Genomic DNA, 12,937 nt, shown 5'->3' with positions numbered 1-12,937 from the left:
CCAGCGGGCCGCTCCGTGGGAGGATTGATACATGTTCGCAATCCTGCACACCACCTCCGGTGACATCCGCATCGAGCTCTTCCCGAACCACGCGCCCAAGACGGTCGAGAACTTCGTCGGGCTCGCGATGGGTGAGAAGGCCTGGACGGACCCGCGGACAGGTGAGGAGCGCAAGGACCCGTTCTACGACGGCCTCATCTTCCACCGCGTGATCGACGACTTCATGATCCAGGGCGGCTGCCCGCTGGGGACGGGGACCGGCGGTCCGGGCTACACGTTCAACGACGAGATCCACCCGGAGCTGCAGTTCTCCGAGAAGTACCTGCTCGCGATGGCCAACGCCGGCAAGCGCCGGAACCCGGTCACCGGCGAGGTCGAGGGCACCAACGGCTCGCAGTTCTTCCTCACCACGGCCGAGACGCCGTGGCTGAACGGCAAGCACACCATCTTCGGCAAGGTCGCGGACGACGCGTCGCGCCAGGTCGTCGACACCATCGGCACGACGCGCACCCGTCCGGGCGACCGTCCGGTCGAGGACATCACGATCACGTCGGTCACGATCGAGCGCTGAGCGCCGGTGCACCGGGCCCACGGCCCGGGACCACCGACGAAGCCCGACCCTGAGTGACGAGGGGACTGAGGACGTATCGCGATGAACGACCCGGCCGCCGAGGAGCCGACCGAGGCCGCTCCACCGGTCTGCCCGCGCCATCCTGACCGTGTCGCCTATGTGCGCTGCCAACGCTGCGGGCGGCCTGCCTGCCCGGAGTGCCAGCGGCCGGCGGCCGTCGGCGTGCAGTGCGTCGACTGCGTGCGCGAGTCGCGCCGCACCGCACCCCGCGCCCGCACGGTGTTCGGCGGGGTCGTGGGCGGCACGACGACGGCCGCACGGCCGGTCGTCACGTTCACCATCATCGGGATCTGCGTGGTGAGCTGGATCCTGCAGCTCGTGACGGGCGGCCGGTGGACGGAGCTGCTCTGGTTCTGGCCCTGGGGCGGAGCGGTCGAGCCATGGCGGTTCCTCACGGCGTCGTTCCTGCACTCGACGTCGCCGCTGCACATCCTGTTCAACATGTACGCCCTGTGGATCACCGGCCAGTTCCTCGAGCCCCTGCTCGGCCGGCTGCGGTTCACCGTGCTCTGCCTGCTCGCGGCGGTCGGCGGTCAGGTGGCCGTGCTGCTGCTCGCCGGCGACCCGTACACGTCGTCGGCCTGGGTGACGCCGGTGGTGGGCGCGTCAGGGATGGTGTTCGGCCTGTTCGGGGCGATGCTCCCGGTGCTCCGCCGGCTCGGCCGCAGCCTGGGCCAGGTGCTCGTGCTGCTCGCGATCAACGGGGCGATCGGGTTCTTCGTGCCGCGGATCTCGTGGCAGGCGCACCTCGGCGGCCTGGTCGTCGGGGCGCTCGTCGCGGTCGCGTACGCGTACGCGCCGCGGGAGCGTCGCGCCCTCGTCGCGTGGCTCGTCCCGGTGGTGGGCGTCGCGGTGCTGGTCGCGCTGGCGGTGGGACGCTACTCGTCCCTGGGTGTCCTGGGGATGTGACACCGTCCTCTTTTCCCCAGCTTTACCCACAGCTGTGGATAAATGGGGACACAGCTCCGCGGCCGCCGCTGTGCGGCCGCGGAGCCGCCGTCACTTCCAGCGCGTGGTGAGGCCGAAACCCACGATGATCAGCCCGAAGCCCACGGCGAGGTTCCACTGCCCGATCTGCGGGATCGGCAGCTGGAGGTCCGAGCTCGTGAGGTAGAAGGTCACGATCCAGGCGAGGCCGAGGATCATCAGGCCGAGCATCACCGGCGCCAGCCAGCGCGGGTTCACGGACTCGCCGGGCATCAGCGCCTTTGCCTCGGACTTGTCCGTCCGGGGGGCGGCCTTCTTCTTGTTGCGGGACTTCGACTCGGGCACGAGACGCGCTCCTGTCCTGGTGATGGCCCCGCCAAGGGTGTGCCGGGCCGACGTCTGCATCTTCGTGGACTAGCGTAGTGGTCCACAGGCCTTGTGCGTGACCGGACGTGTCCGCAGGTTTGACGATCGTGGCAGGAGGGGCACGTGAGCGGAGGCGAGCCGACGCAGGGGTCGTCGGCACGCGGGGCGCGACGCTTCTTCCGCGCGTCCCTCGACGCCGGCTGGCGCTCGTGGGTCAGCGTGGGCGGCGTGGCCGTGCTGGCGGGCCTCATGTTCAGTGCCAGCGCCCGCCTGGCCGACGGCGGCGGCGCCGGCACGCGGGACCCGCAGGACCTCGCCCAGCTCGTGGACACCGAGACGGCACGCGTCGCGGAGCTCAGCGAGCGCTCGGAGCGGCTCGACCAGGAGATCGAGACGCTCTCCGCCCGGACGGGCACCACCGTGCCCACCCCCGACCCCGCCCTCGTGGAGCGCGAGGGCGTCATCTCGGGGTCGCTCCCCGTCTCCGGCCCCGGCCTCACCGTGACGCTCGACGACGCGCCGTCCACGGCGGTCGGCGCGGGACCGGGCGGTGTCGAGCCGCAGCCCGACGACCTGGTCGTGCACCAGCAGGACCTCCAGCACGTCATCAACGCCCTGTGGGCGGGCGGTGCCGAGGCGATGACGCTCCAGGGCGAGCGCGTCACGTCGACGTCGGCGTTCCGGTGCTCCGGGAACATCCTCCTGCTGCACGGAAAGGTGTTCTCACCCCCCTACGAGGTGACGGCGGTGGGTGACCCGGCGAAGATGGAGGCGTCGCTCGACCGGTCGAAGGGTGTGCGGACGTACCTCGAGTACGTCGAGTGGGTGCACCTCGGCTGGGACGTGCGGCGCAGCGACCACCTGGACCTCCCCGCGTACGACGGTGGAGGTCTGCAGCACGCGACGGTTCCCGAGGGTACGGAGGTCTTTGGATGACCCACGCGCAGGCAGGCCACGACGTGCCCCTGCCCCAGGAGGTGTTCCCCATCGCGTACCGGCGGGGACCGTCCGGGATGGGTCCCCGCAACGCGCGCAGACCGCAGGGCGGTGCGACCCCGATGCGGCCGGTCGCCTGGCTGATCGGCGTGCTCGGCGAGCTGCTCGTGACGGCGGGTATCGTCCTCGGCCTCTTCGTCGTGTGGCAGCTGTGGTGGACGGACGTCGAGGGCGCCCGTGCGCAGAACGAGATCATCGCGGAGATGGACTGGGAGAACGCCCCGACCGGGCCGGCGACGGTCACGGAGCACCGGGACGCGCCGCCCGTCATGGAGGAGCCCGGCGTCGGCACCCTGTTCGCGCAGATGTACATCCCCCGCTTCGGCGACGACTACGTCAAGCCCGTCGCCGAGGGCACCGACAAGGCGACCGTGCTGGACACCATCGGCATCGGCCACTACGTCGGCACCGCGATGCCGGGTGACCTCGGCAACTTCGCGGTCGCCGCGCACCGCACCACGTACGGCAAGCCGTTCAACAAGATCGCCGAGCTCAAGCCGGACGACGCCGTCGTGGTCCGCACCGAGGACACCTGGTACGTCTACAAGGTGACCGAGTCGAAGATCGTCTACCCGCAGAACGTCGAGGTGATCGCACCGGTGCCCGGCGTCACCGCGGACCAGGAGATGCCCGAGCTCACGCAGCGGTTCATCACGCTGACCTCGTGCCACCCGATGTTCTCCGCGACCGAGCGGTACATCGTGCACGGCGAGCTCGACTACTGGGCGCCCGTGGACGAGGGCATGCCGAAGGAGCTGGTGAGCTGATGTACGGGCTGCTGTGGCGGGCCATCCCCGGCCCGGGGTGGTTCAAGGCGTTCGTGTGCCTCGTGCTCGCGTTCGGGGTGATCGCCGTGTGCTTCACGGAGTTCTTCCCCTGGCTCAGCGAGTACATGCCGTTCAACGACACGACGGTCGGCGCGTAGCATGCCTGCATGACGCGCATCCTCGTCGTCGACAACTACGACTCGTTCGTCTACACGATCGTCGGCTACCTCGACCAGATCGGCGCCGAGACGGTCGTCGTCCGCAACGACGCCGTGCCGGCTCCGGACGCCGACGGCCGTTACCGCTACGACGACGACGGCACCTCCGTGCCCTACGACGGCGTGCTCGTCTCCCCCGGGCCCGGCACACCGGCCGACGCCGGGGCCTCGGAGGACGTCATCCGAGCGTGCGCGCGCAGCCGGACGCCGATGCTCGGCGTCTGCCTGGGGCACCAGGCGCTCGCCGAGGTCTACGGTGCGACCGTCACCCACGCGCCCGAGCTCATGCACGGCAAGACGAGCCTCGTGGAGCACGAGGGGCACGGTGTGCTCAGCGGCCTCCCGGACCCGTTCACCGCGACGCGCTACCACTCCCTCGCCGTGACGCCGGAGAGCGTCCCGGACGAGCTCGAGGTCACGGGCACGACGGCGTCGGGCATCGTGATGGGGCTGCAGCACCGGGAGCTGCCGCTGCACGGCGTGCAGTTCCACCCCGAGTCGGTGCTCACGGAGGGCGGCCACCGGCTGCTCGCCAACTGGCTGGAGGTCTGCGGCCTCGAGGGTGCTGTCGAGCGGGCGACGGGAATGGCGCCGCTGGTCACCTCGTGACCTGCGACGCCATCACCCTGCTGCGGACCTGAGCCGGACGGGGCTACGGGAAGATGTCCCCGCCGTCACCCTCGCCCTCGCCGCCACCTTCGCCGCCACCGCCGTTCGCGGGACCCGACGACACGACGAGGTTGACGTAGGAGCCCACCTCGACCTGCGACCCGGGCGCGGGGTCGGAGCGGATGACCGTGCCGGGCTCCGGGAAGACGTCCGACGGCTCCTCCGAGGCCTGCTGGCAGCTGATCTGCGCGCCGGTGCAGGCGAGCTGCGCCTCCTCGAGGGACTTGCCGACGAGGTCGACCGGCACCGTGGTCTCCTGCTTCTGCGGCGCCTTCGCGAGGAAGACCGTGACGTAGGAGCGCTGGTCGACGTCGCCCGTGGGGTCGGTGCGGACCACCAGGCCCTCGTTGACGTCCTCGGTCTCCTCGTCCTTGAACTGGAAGTTCAGGCCGAGCGACTTGAGCTGCTGCTCGGCGGCCTCGCGCGTCTGCCCCGCGAGGTCGGGGACGGTCACCTGGCCGGTCGAGAGGTAGAGCACCACGTCGGAGCCCTCCTGCACCGTCTGCCCGCCACCCGGCTCGGTCTTGGTGACCATGCCCTCGGCGACGTCGGGGCTGTTCTCCGTCTGGCTCTCACCGACGTTGAGCTTGAGCTCCTCGAGCTTCGCCCGCGCGTCGGCCTCGCTGAGGTTCTTCAGGTCGGGCAGCGTCACCTGGCCGGGGGCACCGGCCACGTAGACGGTGACGGTCGAGCTCGGTGCGACCTCCTCGCCGGCCGCAGGGTCCGTGCGGCCGGTCGTCCGGCCCTCCTCGAGGTCGGAGTCCTTATCGATGGCCTGCTCGAACGTCAGGCCCGCCGCCTCGATCTGCTGCCGTGCCTCGTCCGCGGTGAGGTTCTCCGCGATCGTCGGCACAGGCACGGTCTGCGGTGCGTTGTCCTGCCCGTTGACGATCATCGCGATGACGATCGCCGCCACGGCCGCCAGGGCGATGCCGAGCAGCCACCACATGAGCGCCCGGCTCTTCTTCTCGGGCTGGCGCTGGTCGGGGCGCGCACCCGGCCCCGGGTACCCGCTGCCCGGCGTGACCGGGCTCTGCTGGGCGGTGGCCGGGCCCCACGCGTTCGGCGTCGGCGCCATGACCTGCGTGGCGCCGTAGGCGGGCTGGCCGGCCACCTGGGTCGCGCCCATCATGGCGCCCGCACCGACCATGGGTGCGGTGACCTGACCGCCGCGCATCGCGGCCTCCAGGTCGCGGCGGAACTCCGCCGCCGTGCTGTACCGCTGGTCGCGGTCCTTCGTCAGCGCCTTGAGCGTGATGCGGTCGAGCACCTCCGGCACGTCGGTGGCGATCTCCGAGGGGCGCTGCGGCTCCTGGCCCACGTGCTGGTAGGCGACGGCGACCGGCGAGTCGCCCTGGAACGGCGGCCGCCCCGTGAGCAGCTCGAACAGCATGCAGCCGGTCGAGTACAGGTCGGAGCGGGTGTCCACCTGCTCGCCGCGCGCCTGCTCCGGCGAGAGGTACTGCGCGGTGCCGATGACGGCGTGGGTCTGGGTCATCGTCGCGGCGGAGTCGGCCATCGCGCGCGCGATGCCGAAGTCCATCACCTTGACCGCACCCGTCGGCGTGATCATCACGTTGGCGGGCTTGATGTCGCGGTGCACGATGCCGGCGTGGTGCGAGTACTCGAGCGCGCTGAGCACGCCGACGGTGATCTCGACGGCCTCCTCGATCGGCACCGCGGCGCCGTCGGTGAGGATGTCACGGACGGTGTGGCCCTCCACGTACTCCATGACGATGAACGGCACGTGCACGTCCTCGCCCTGGGCGTTCTGGTGCACGTCCTCGCCCGTGTCGTAGACGGCCACGACCGCGGGGTGGTTCAGCGCGGCGGCGGACTGCGCCTCGCGCCGGAACCGAGTGAGGAAGGACGGGTCACGGGCCAGGTCGGAACGCAGCACCTTGATCGCCACCGTGCGACCGAGGCGGGTGTCGTGGCCGATGTGCACCTCGGCCATACCGCCGCGGCCGACCAGCTCACCGACCTCGTAGCGGCCGGCGAGTACGCGGGGCGTGTTGTCCACCACTCATACGTCCTTTGATGTCGTGGCCGTCGGCCCGGAGGCAAACGGCTCGGTGAAGAGCATCATCCCAGAAACGGCGGGAACGGCCGCTGCTGAGGACCTCAGCGTTTCGGCGGAGATTTGGGAGGAACCCCACGGCTCCGACGCGGTGTCGTCCCCACCACCCGTCACCAGCGTGATGATGAGGACGGCGAGGAGCAAGGCCACCAGCGCGACGAGCGGCCAGGACACCCGGACGCCGAACCGGTCCTCGAGCTCGCCCACCCACCGTTGGATGTCCGACGACAGGCTGCGCCCTTTCCCGGGGTGCCCGCCTGAGCGGCTCTGCTGCGGGCCACGACGCCCGTCCTGGCGGCTCGAGTGCAGGTCGCGGCGGGACGGGTAGGCGCGGGCGCCGTTCGCGGAGCCGCCCGACGGCGGGGGGACGTACCCGCCGGCACCGTGCGGCTGTCCGTGCGTGTCCGAGCCGTGCGCACCCGACGTCGTGCCGTAGCCGGCCGAGTCGGTCCCGTAGCCGCCCGACGCCGCACCCGACGTCGGGCTGAACGGGTTCGGGCTGCCCGCGGGGTTGCCGGGCGCCGGGGAGTACGGCCGCCCGTAGGCGTCCGTCCCGTACGTACCCGACGACGTGCCGTACCCGCCGGAGGTCGTGCCGTAGCCGTTCGACGACGACCCGTTCGCCGTACCGTCCGACCCGTAGCCGCCCGCGGGCGTGCCGCTGCCGTACCCGCCGGCCGGTGTGCCGGACCCGGAGCCCCCCGGTGTCCCCTGGTCGGGGCCTGCCGGAGCGGACTGCGCGCTCGCCACGGTGGTGTGCCGCCCGTTGCCGCCGCCACCGAACGGCGACTGCCGCCGGGCGTGCGAGGGGCCGGGCTGAGCCGCCGCGGCCCGGCCGCCGCTCCGCCCGCCCGCGCGCTGGGTCGCGCCCTGGCCTTCGCGTCGCGACCGCCGCGCGTAGCGCGAGCTGCCGAACGGGTCCTCCGCGATCTCCGCGGCGAGCTGGTCGAGGTGCCGTGCGAGCTGGTCGGCCGACGAGATGCGCTGGGCCGGGTCCTTCTCCAGCATCTTCGTGATCGTCTCGGCCAGGCCCGGGTGCACCGACGTCGGCAGCAGGGGGACAGGCGCGTTGACGTGCGCGATGGCGATGTCGACCGGCGTCCGGCCGGTGAACGGGCGACGCCCGGTGGTCGCCTCGTAGGCGACCACGCCGAGTGCGTAGATGTCGGAGGCCCCGGTGGCCGACTGGCCGACGGCCTGCTCGGGCGAGAGGTACTGCGCCGTGCCCATGACCATGCCCGTCGCGGTCATGGGTACCTGGTTCTGCGCGACGGAGACGCCGAAGTCGGTGATCTTCACCGTGCCGGTGTGCTCCAGCAGGATGTTGCCCGGCTTCACGTCGCGGTGCACCACGCCGGCGACGTGGGCGGCGTGCAGGCCGCGCGCCGTCTGCGCCAGGATCGGCAGCAGGCGGGCCGGCTGCAGCACCGGCTCGCGCTCGAGCAGGTCGGCGAGGGGCTCACCGAGCACGAGCTCCATGACGAGGTACCCGGCGCCGCGCTCCTCGCCGTAGTCGAACATCTGCGCGATGTTGGGGTGGACGAGGGTCGACGAGTTCCGTGCCTCCGTGCGCAGGCGACGGAGGAAGTCCTCGTTGCCCGTGTACTCCTCGCGGAGCACCTTCACGGCGATGTCGCGCGCGAGCTTCTCGTCGCGCGCGACCCACACTTCGCCCATGCCGCCCATGGCGATGCGCCGCACCAGCGTGTAGCGCCCACCGAGCGTCAGACCCTCGACCGGTCTCATTGGCCGACCGCCGCCTTGAAGATCTCGCCGGCGACCGGCGCGGCGATCGAGCCGGCCGAGGACTCGAGGGTCGACTCACCCTCGTTCTCCAGCACGATCGCGATCGCGACCTGCGGGTCGTCCGCCGGCGCGAACCCGGTGAACCAGAGCGTGGGCGACCGCGGGTCGTCCTGGGCCGTGCCCGTCTTGCCCGCGACCTGCACGCCCGGCACCTGCGCGGCCGTGCCGGACCCGCTGTTGACCACCGCGAGCATCATCTCGGTGAGCGCGTCGGCGGTCGACGACGAGAACGGGCTCCGGTACCGGCTCGGCTTCGTCTGGCTGACCAGCTCGAGGTCGCTGTCCCGGACGCTCTGGATGAGATACGGCTCCATGAGCTCGCCGTCGTTCGCCACGGCGGCGGACATCATGGCGACCTGGAGCGGCGTCATCCGCACGCTGCCCTGGCCGATGCCCGAGAGCGCGATGCGCGCGTCGGAGTCGTCGTCGTTGTCGCCGCCGATGAGGCCCGGGTAGGCGCCGACCGACGTCGTCATCGGGACCTCGAGGGACTCGGTGAAGCCGAAGTCCTCGAACATCTTCTGCATGCCGTCCCGGCCCACGTCCGTGGCGAGCTTGAGGTAGGCGGTGTTGCAGGAGTTCTCCAGCGCCTCGAGGAGCGACATCCGCTGCGTCGGCGAGCACGCGTAGCCGCCGAAGTTGCCCACGTCGGTGCTCGTGCCCGGCAGCGTGTAGGAGTTCGGCGCGTCGACCTGGGCGCCGGGCGTGAGGCCCTCGTACTCGATCGCGGCGGCCGACGTCAGGATCTTGAACGTCGAGCCGGGCGGGAACGTCGCGTTGATCGTGCGGTTGATCATCGGGCCGTAGACGCTGCGCCGCTCCTCGCCGTCGGTGCTCCCGACGACGGGCCGCTCGTTGATGAGCGCGGTCGCCGCGTCCGCCGCGGCCTGGGAGTCATGGCTCGAGACCACGTTCGGGTCGAACGACGGCTTCGACACCATCGCGAGGATCGCCCCGGTCTTCGGGTCGAGCACGACGGCGGCGCCGTTCCGGTCACCGAGCGCGTCCCAGGCGGCCTGCTGCAGCTTCGGGTCGATCGTGAGCTCGACCGACGAGCCCTGCGCCTCCTCGCCGGTGATGAGGTTCTGCAGCCGGTCCAGCCACAGCGAGTCGTCCTCGCCCGCGAGGTAGTCGTTGGCGTAGCGCTCGATGCCCGTCACGGTGCCGTTGACCGAGAAGTACCCGGTCACGGGCGCGTAGAGCGACGCGGGCCCCGCCTCGCCGTCGGAGTAGGTGCGCTGGTACTTGTAGTTGTCCTCGACCGGCACCGAGGTGGCGATCTGCTCGCCGCCCTTGACGACGATGGGCCCGCGGTCGCGCCCGAGTGTGCTGTAGATGGCGCGGGAGTTGCGCTCGTGGTCGTTGAGCTCGCCCGCGGCCACGAACTGGATCCAGGTCGTGGAGATCATGAGCGCCATGAACATCGTCATCACGACGACCGACAGCTTGCGCAGCGTGGAGTTCACCGGTCCACCCCCCGGACGATCTGGGTCGCGTCGTCGGGCGTGACGCCACGTCCCGCGCCCGCCTCGGTCCCGGCCTGGACGGGCCGGCCGCCCCCGACCTCGATGGCGCCGCTCGTGGGGCCGCCCACCACGGCGGGCGCGGGCTCGGCGAGCGCGCCCCGGGTGGGCAGCGGGGAGGGGCGCCGTGCGGCGTCGGAGATGCGCAGCATGAGGGCGATGACGATCCAGTTGGCGACGAGCGACGAGCCACCCTGGGCCATGAACGGCAGGGTCAGACCGGTGAGCGGGATGATCCGCGTGATGCCGCCCACGACGACGAAGAGCTGGAGGGCCATGACGAACGCGAGGCCGCCGGCGAGCAGCTTGCCGAAGCCGTCGCGCACGCCGATCGCGTGGCGCAGGCCGCGCTGCACGATGACGAGGTAGACGAGCAGGATCGCGAGCAGACCGGTCAGGCCGAGCTCCTCGCCGATGGCCGCGTAGATGAAGTCGGAGTAGGCGAACGGCACGAAGCTCGGGTACCCCCCGCCCCAGCCCGCGCCGAACATGCCGCCGTACGCCATCGCGAACAGGCCCTGCACGAGCTGGAACGACGGACCCTCGACGAGCTCGGGGTTGAAGGCGTCGAGCCAGATGTTCACGCGGAGCTGCACGTGGCTGAAGATCGACCACGCGACGACGGCGCCGCCCGCGAACATGATCAGGCCGATCACGATCCAGCCGACCCGGTCGGTCGCGAGGTAGAGCATGCCGACGAACAGGCCGAAGAACAGCAGCGACGTCCCGAGGTCCTTCTCGCCGATGAGCACGGCGAGGGACACGGCCCACACGATGAGGATCGGCCCCAGGTCCCGCAGGCGGGGGAGCTGCAGGCCGAGCACCTTGCGGCCGGCCAGCGCGAGGGTGTCGCGGTTGGCGACCAGGTAGCCGGCGAAGAACACGGCGAACGCGATCTTCGCGAACTCGGCCGGCTGGACCGACGAGCTGCCGATGTAGATCCAGATCCGCGCGCCGTTCACCTCGCGGCCGAGGCCGGGGATCAGCGGGAGGATGACCAGCACGATGCCGACCACCATCGCGGTGTAGGTCAGCTTGCGCAGGCTCCTGTGGTCACGGATGACGAAGAGCACCACGCAGGCCACGGCCATGCCGAGCGCGCTCCACATGAGGTGGCGCGACGCGTCGGCGTCCCTCACGACACCGGTCTGCCGCAGGATCGTCGCCATGCTCAGGCAGTTGAGGAGCACGACGGCGGGCAGGATCACCTGGTCGGCGTAGGGCGCGCGCAGGCGGAGCACGATGTGCGTGGTGAAGGCCAGCGCGGCGAGCACGATCGAGTAGGTCCAGAACCCCTCGGGGAGCGCGTCGTCGAGCGAGTAGCCCACCATCCACATGCCGCCCATGCCGAGCGCCAGCGCGACGACGAGCAGGACCGCCTCGGCGACGCGGGCGGGTGCGCCCTCCTCGGGCCGGAGCATGCTCATCCGTTCTTCTCCCCGGCCGAGTCGTCCGAGGCCTTCTTCGACTGCGTGGGCGTCGGGGTCGAGGACGGCGTGGACGTGGGCGTCGAGGACGGCGTGGCGGACGGGGTCGGCGACGGTGTCGCGCCCGCCTCCTCCGCGGCGTCGGCGATGAGGCGGTCGGCGCGCCCGCGCGCGTCCTCGAGCGAGGTGGCGCGGATCGTCTCGTGCACCCGGTCGGCGACGAACGGCGGCAGCTCGTCGACGCGCGTGCCGGTGAGCTCGACCGCCGTCGAGAAGGTCAGCGGGCCCGCCGTCGCGGGGATCCCGCGGAACACGGCGACCTGGCCGTCCGACTCGCCCACGTAGTACTGGGTCTGTGTCCACCGGTAGCCGGCCCAGCCGGCGAGGCCCAGGCCGACGACGAGCAGCAGCGCACCGAGCACGGTGAGCCACGCACGCTTGCCGCGCGCGGGCCGGGCGTCCTCGTCGTTCTCCTCGTCCTCGTCGTCGGGGCGGACGTCGGGCTGGTACTGCTCGTCCTCGGAGCCGCTCGCGATGACGGCCTGCTCGAGGGTGTCGGCGAGACCGTCCTGCGTGACGGTGCCCGCCAGCACGCTGACCGCGGCCGGGGCGGTCCCGCCCTGGTCGTCGGCCGCGGGGCCGCGGACGAAGCCGGTCACGGTGTCGCCGTCGACACCGGGCGACGGCACGGGGAGGTGGGTCGGGGTCTGTGCGTCGTCGCCCGCCGCGGTGACGCCGGCGAGGGCCGCGGAGCCCACGATCTCCGGCACGACCGTGGCCGCCGTACCGGCGGCCGCGCCCTCGTCGAGCACGTCGGCGACGACGACGGTGATGTTGTCGGTGCTGCCCGCGCGCATGGACAGGGAGACCAGGCGCTCGACGGCGTCCTCCGGGTCGGCCACCGAGACGAGCACCTCGGCGATCTGGTCCTCGGGGACGAAGCCGGACAGGCCGTCCGAGCACAGCATCCAGCGGTCGCCCGGGATCGCCTCGCGGATGGAGAGGTCGGGCGTGAGGTCGAGGTCGAAGTCGCCGAGCACCCGCATGACGACGTTCCGCTGCGGGTGGGTCTCGGCCTCGTCGGGCGTGATGCGGCCCGTGTCGACGAGGTGCTGCACGAAGGTGTGGTCGACCGTGACCTGCGCGAGCACGCCGTCGCGCAGCAGGTAGGCACGCGAGTCGCCCAGGTGGGCCATGGCGAGGGTGTTGCCGGACTTGAGCAGCGCCGTGACGGTCGTGCCCATGCCTGCCAGGTCCGGGTCGGCGGCCGTCGCGTCGACGAGGTCTTGCCTGGCCTGGTCGATGGTCCGCTCCAGCGCGGACATCGACTGCTCGGAGCTGTGGTCCGGCCGGTCGAGGCCGACGAGCGCCGCGATGGTCAGCGCGGACGCGACGTCGCCACCGGCGTGCCCGCCCATGCCGTCGGCCACGACGAGGAGGTTGGGCCCCGCGTACGCGGAGTCCTGGTTGTTGGAGCGGACGAGGCCGACGTCGGAACGCGCGGCATACCGCAAGGTCACGGTCACG

12 protein-coding genes are annotated in these 12,937 nt (G+C 71.6%); 6 read left to right on the top strand and 6 right to left on the bottom strand.

Going from position 1 to position 12,937, the window contains the following annotated elements; genetic code table 11:
* Positions 1-31 precede the first annotated feature (31 nt).
* Positions 32-571, top strand: coding sequence for a peptidylprolyl isomerase (locus HLB15_RS00340; RefSeq protein ID WP_171102550.1), 540 nt, complete (start codon positions 32-34; stop codon positions 569-571).
* 81 nt (positions 572-652) lie between these two features.
* Positions 653-1,540: a rhomboid family intramembrane serine protease gene (locus tag HLB15_RS00335; protein ID WP_171102548.1), complete on the top strand. Its 888-nt coding sequence runs from the start codon at positions 653-655 to the stop codon at positions 1,538-1,540.
* A gap of 90 nt (positions 1,541-1,630) precedes the next feature.
* Here HLB15_RS00335 and HLB15_RS00330 read toward each other — a convergent pair whose 3' ends face one another.
* Positions 1,631-1,903, bottom strand: coding sequence for a cell division protein CrgA (locus tag HLB15_RS00330; RefSeq protein ID WP_229784921.1), 273 nt, complete (start codon positions 1,901-1,903; stop codon positions 1,631-1,633).
* 144 nt (positions 1,904-2,047) lie between these two features.
* Here HLB15_RS00330 and HLB15_RS00325 point away from each other — a divergent pair, with 144 nt between their 5' ends.
* The 4 genes from HLB15_RS00325 to HLB15_RS00310 are packed head-to-tail and all read left to right on the top strand — an operon-like array spanning position 2,048 to position 4,514.
* On the top strand, positions 2,048-2,860 hold the full coding sequence (locus tag HLB15_RS00325) for a DUF881 domain-containing protein (RefSeq protein WP_229784920.1): 813 nt from the start codon (positions 2,048-2,050) through the stop codon (positions 2,858-2,860).
* A complete protein-coding gene (locus tag HLB15_RS00320) occupies positions 2,857-3,687 on the top strand; it encodes a class E sortase (protein ID WP_171102544.1) in 831 nt (276 codons plus the stop codon). The genes HLB15_RS00325 and HLB15_RS00320 overlap by 4 nt, the downstream gene beginning before the upstream one ends.
* Positions 3,687-3,845, top strand: coding sequence for a hypothetical protein (locus HLB15_RS00315; RefSeq protein WP_171102542.1), 159 nt, complete (start codon positions 3,687-3,689; stop codon positions 3,843-3,845). The genes HLB15_RS00320 and HLB15_RS00315 overlap by 1 nt, the downstream gene beginning before the upstream one ends.
* Before the next feature lie 9 nt (positions 3,846-3,854).
* A complete protein-coding gene (locus HLB15_RS00310; protein WP_171102541.1) occupies positions 3,855-4,514 on the top strand; it encodes an aminodeoxychorismate/anthranilate synthase component II in 660 nt (219 codons plus the stop codon).
* A gap of 43 nt (positions 4,515-4,557) precedes the next feature.
* Here the strand turns inward: HLB15_RS00310 and pknB are convergent, their stop codons facing one another.
* From pknB to HLB15_RS00285, 5 genes are read right to left on the bottom strand one after another with little or no spacing between them, the layout of a single operon-like run.
* A complete protein-coding gene (pknB, locus tag HLB15_RS00305) occupies positions 4,558-6,600 on the bottom strand; it encodes a Stk1 family PASTA domain-containing Ser/Thr kinase (protein WP_171102540.1) in 2,043 nt (680 codons plus the stop codon).
* A complete protein-coding gene (locus HLB15_RS00300; RefSeq protein ID WP_171102539.1) occupies positions 6,601-8,400 on the bottom strand; it encodes a serine/threonine-protein kinase in 1,800 nt (599 codons plus the stop codon).
* Positions 8,397-9,926, bottom strand: a complete 1,530-nt coding sequence (locus tag HLB15_RS00295; protein ID WP_171102538.1) for a peptidoglycan D,D-transpeptidase FtsI family protein — start codon at positions 9,924-9,926, stop codon at positions 8,397-8,399. Before HLB15_RS00295 ends, HLB15_RS00300 begins: the two co-directional genes overlap by 4 nt.
* Positions 9,923-11,410 (bottom strand): FtsW/RodA/SpoVE family cell cycle protein, encoded by a 1,488-nt coding sequence (locus HLB15_RS00290; protein WP_171102537.1) that lies wholly within the window; start codon positions 11,408-11,410, stop codon positions 9,923-9,925. The genes HLB15_RS00295 and HLB15_RS00290 overlap by 4 nt, the downstream gene beginning before the upstream one ends.
* Positions 11,407-12,936, bottom strand: a complete 1,530-nt coding sequence (locus HLB15_RS00285; protein WP_171102535.1) for a PP2C family protein-serine/threonine phosphatase — start codon at positions 12,934-12,936, stop codon at positions 11,407-11,409. Before HLB15_RS00285 ends, HLB15_RS00290 begins: the two co-directional genes overlap by 4 nt.
* Position 12,937: the final 1 nt, after the last annotated feature.

Origin of the sequence: Promicromonospora citrea, assembly GCF_013004695.1 — a bacterium.
GTDB lineage: Bacteria > Actinomycetota > Actinomycetes > Actinomycetales > Cellulomonadaceae > Promicromonospora > Promicromonospora citrea.
The sequence above is the reverse complement of the archived record's forward strand: the minus strand, read 5'-3'. Positions and strand labels throughout refer to the sequence as shown.

Coding starts and splice junctions, on each gene's coding strand:
- HLB15_RS00340 (WP_171102550.1), top strand. CDS start 32: ATGTTCGCAATCCTGCACACCACCTCCGGTGACATCCGCATCGAGCTC.
- HLB15_RS00335 (WP_171102548.1), top strand. CDS start 653: ATGAACGACCCGGCCGCCGAGGAGCCGACCGAGGCCGCTCCACCGGTC.
- HLB15_RS00320 (WP_171102544.1), top strand. CDS start 2,857: ATGACCCACGCGCAGGCAGGCCACGACGTGCCCCTGCCCCAGGAGGTG.
- HLB15_RS00315 (WP_171102542.1), top strand. CDS start 3,687: ATGTACGGGCTGCTGTGGCGGGCCATCCCCGGCCCGGGGTGGTTCAAG.
- HLB15_RS00310 (WP_171102541.1), top strand. CDS start 3,855: ATGACGCGCATCCTCGTCGTCGACAACTACGACTCGTTCGTCTACACG.
- HLB15_RS00300 (WP_171102539.1), bottom strand. CDS start 8,400: ATGAGACCGGTCGAGGGTCTGACGCTCGGTGGGCGCTACACGCTGGTG.
- HLB15_RS00290 (WP_171102537.1), bottom strand. CDS start 11,410: ATGAGCATGCTCCGGCCCGAGGAGGGCGCACCCGCCCGCGTCGCCGAG.